This is a genomic window from Salipiger sp. (assembly GCF_059781815.1).
Map to the genome: position 1 here is coordinate 1 of NZ_JBYNAH010000358.1, position 2,900 is coordinate 2,900.

3 protein-coding genes and 1 pseudogene are annotated in these 2,900 nt (G+C 59.2%); all 4 read left to right on the plus strand.

Translation table 11 applies throughout. The features are described from left to right. The first annotated feature begins 1,289 nt into the window (after positions 1-1,289). Positions 1,290-1,718: a hypothetical protein gene (locus AC6RA4_RS24575; RefSeq protein ID WP_500164806.1), complete on the plus strand. Its 429-nt coding sequence runs from the start codon at positions 1,290-1,292 to the stop codon at positions 1,716-1,718. Positions 1,719-1,765: 47 nt separating this feature from the next. After that, positions 1,766-2,020 (plus strand): BrxR family helix-turn-helix transcriptional regulator, encoded by a 255-nt coding sequence (locus tag AC6RA4_RS24580; protein ID WP_500164811.1) that lies wholly within the window; start codon positions 1,766-1,768, stop codon positions 2,018-2,020. Positions 2,021-2,331: 311 nt separating this feature from the next. After that, positions 2,332-2,535, plus strand: a pseudogene (locus tag AC6RA4_RS24585) (winged helix-turn-helix domain-containing protein); the annotation flags it as partial. A 69-nt stretch (positions 2,536-2,604) separates the two neighbouring features. Further along, positions 2,605-2,900, plus strand: a 296-nt coding sequence (locus AC6RA4_RS24590) for a DNA ligase LigA-related protein (protein WP_500164809.1), incomplete at its 3' end; no start/stop codon positions are given.

Below are 2,900 nucleotides of genomic sequence, written 5' to 3' on the forward strand. Positions count from 1 at the left end.
TTATGACTGCACCCTCGGCAGCACGCGCAGATTTCACTTTCCATTAAGAAACGCAACACCATATGATCTTGCGTTTCTTAAAGGGGCCGAGCATTTTCGTCATTCAACACTGTGATCTTCACCACGCTGGTGGACGAAGACAGAGGAGGAGACGGGCTGAACTAGCAAGGGTTGTTCATGTTCTGGCAGAAGCGCTTGCCGTCGGAACTTGTGGCCCATTTGCCGCCCGCGCTAGCGCATCGGTTATCAGACAGCCAGACACCGTTGCGCGTCATTCTGCCAGGCGGATAACAGTTGGCTTTTGTACCACTCTTGTTCGGGTAACATGTTGAGCCGTCTGGGGTTTTGCATGCTTTTCCAAAACCCGTTTCGCCCGCCGAGAAGCCTCCCGACGAATTTGGTTGGACTGGGACCCTCTGTCTTTCTAGCTGCATCGTTTGTTGAGCATGCCCCGGTAGGGCGCACACGATGGTGGCGGCCGCCAACAGTGAAAACTGAAGATTTTGCATTTCTTTTGCCCTCCAATGGCGCATCCAAGAATTTTCTAGAGCCTTGGCGTGTGGCCGTTTTAGCACACTTCATGGGTGAAATAAATAAAATGCTTCAACCAAGGGTTGCCTGTGGCTGTGCTTGGATCGACGCAGCAGGGCTATCGGAGGGATAATCCGAGAGCTGGTGCGTTACCGCGAGTGGATTGAGCAAGTCATGCAGTGAGACGCGCTTCTCAAAAAGGTGCGCTGCATGACGGCGTGAAAATATTGGCGTTCTTTTTGTAAAATCCGTACTGTGGCGGCTGGATTACGATTGACTCGGCATTTTCTGGGTTTGCAAGCTGAGGATCAGCGCCCCGAGGTGGGTGCGCGTCCTTATTTGTAAGTTCGATGACGCTGGGCGCGCCCGGCACGACTCTGAATAGGAGCGCCATGCGCCGCGGTCACTACGCTCTCCTGACCTGCGCCTGCGGGCGTGACAGCACCCTCACGATGGCAGACCTGCCGTGCGCAGATCGTGACGCGACGGGCTGGGTCATGACCGACGCGGCGCTGGCCCGGCTCAAGTGCTCGAGCTGCGAGCGGGTGGGGCGCCAGCAGGAGGTGCGGTTCGGATGGTCGGTAGGTCGCCGATACGATGCTGCGGCTCGGCAAGCGTGGGGATGAGGTATGGAAAGCCCTCAAGCCGCTGTCCGAGGTCCCTATCAGCCGGGCGGCTTACTTCGCCTGGCAGAAGCTAGGGATGCCGGAGAGGTGACTGATCTCCCCGACGAAGAGGTCTGACAAAGGAGCAGAAAGATGGCAGGTGAGAGCAATCACACAGAGGTGTGGCGTCACTTGAACGAGAAGGTGATCGACACATCGAATCTCTTCTTGCGTAGCGCAATATTGATCAATGGCGGCGCCGCAATCGCGGTTCTTGGCTTCGTTGCCTCAATCGCGAAAGCCGACCAGTCATATTCCGATGTGATCGTGGGCGTTGCAGGAGCGATAGCTTTCTTTGCCTATGGCGCTACAGCAGCGGTCGCGGGGATCGCTCTTGCGTACCTAACGAACTACGCGGCGCTCGCGACATACAATAACATAGGTCGACGGTGGGAGCGGGCCTTGGCATGGGTGAAGCGGATCGTGCATGTCTTTGCGCTGGTCGCCGCAGTCTCGTCGCTCCTCCTCTTTCTGAAGGGCACGCTCGCGGTCAAGGCGGCAATACTTAGTGGAGTAGTCTGAGAAAGGGAGCGAGCGGTGAAGACCTTTGCCCGTGAGATGCGGCTGATCTGGATCGACTATCGGCTCTCAATGGGAGGCCCGTGAATCGAGCGGACCTCGTAGAGGCCTTTTGGCTCTCGGGTTCGGGGGCGGCAGCCGACTTGAAAGAGTACAAGCGCCGGTTTCCCGACAAGATCCGCTATGACACGAAGACGAAGGCCTACTATCGCGCCGGGCCACACAGCGCCTACGATTTCGAGGTGCGCAAGGCTGTCGATGAGGCTCAGAAGCTGGTGGGAAAGGCGGCAAAGGCTTTGGTCTGAAAAGTCGGCCGCCACACAAAAGCAAAGGCGCCGGAACCTTGGACACTTCCGACGCCTTTGTTGAATCCACCTTTGGGAGATAGGATTCACCAAGAACGGTAGCAACTCGCCGCTCTTTCATCAAGAGCGTCATGCGCCGCGGGCGGGTGGGGCGCCCGGACGAGGTGAGGTTCGGTTGGTCGGCTGGGGCGCCGGAGAGGGGTTGCTGGGGCTGTCTTCCCGGCTCGATGCGCGTTTCAAGATTCATGATCCGTTTTCGCTTTGTCCGTTGAAACGTTCAGCGCAGTTCCGTTGATTTCATTGGTGTTTTCCAGACTATCCTCAACCATCTCTACGGCGGCATGGACGAGCCCGAGCTCAAGATCATCGACGTGTTCATCTGCAAGCTGCGCAAGAAGCTGAGCGAGGCCACGGGCGACGAGAACTACATCGAAACGGTCTGGGGCCGCGGCTACGTGCTGCGCGATCCCGAGCCGCGATCGGATGAACCACCGGCCATGGCTGCCTCCGCCTGAGCCGGCTGGACGCCGCCGCTCCCGCGCCCTAAACCTTCCGCCAGACGGCTGAAAGACGGGGGCCCCGAGATGGCAGAGCAGGCGACAGGCGAGACCACGGGCGAGATCGAGCTCGAGGCGCTGAGCGAAGATCAGGCGCGGGCCGAGCTTGAACGGCTTGCGGGGATTCTGGCGCAGGCGAACCGCGCCTACCACACCGAAGACGCGCCCGAGATCAGCGATGCCGAATACGACTCGCTGAAGCGCCGCAACCTCGCCATCGAAGAGCGTTTCCCGGAGCTGAAACGCGAGGACAGCCCGAGCGAGCAGGTCGGCGCCGCGCTCGCCGAGGGCTTCGGCAAGATTCGCCATGCGCAGCGCATGAT

What these genes read in the sequence shown, in the direction of transcription:
- AC6RA4_RS24575 (WP_500164806.1), top strand. Translation starts at nt 1,290, where the DNA reads ATGGCAGGTGAGAGCAATCACACAGAGGTGTGGCGTCACTTGAACGAG.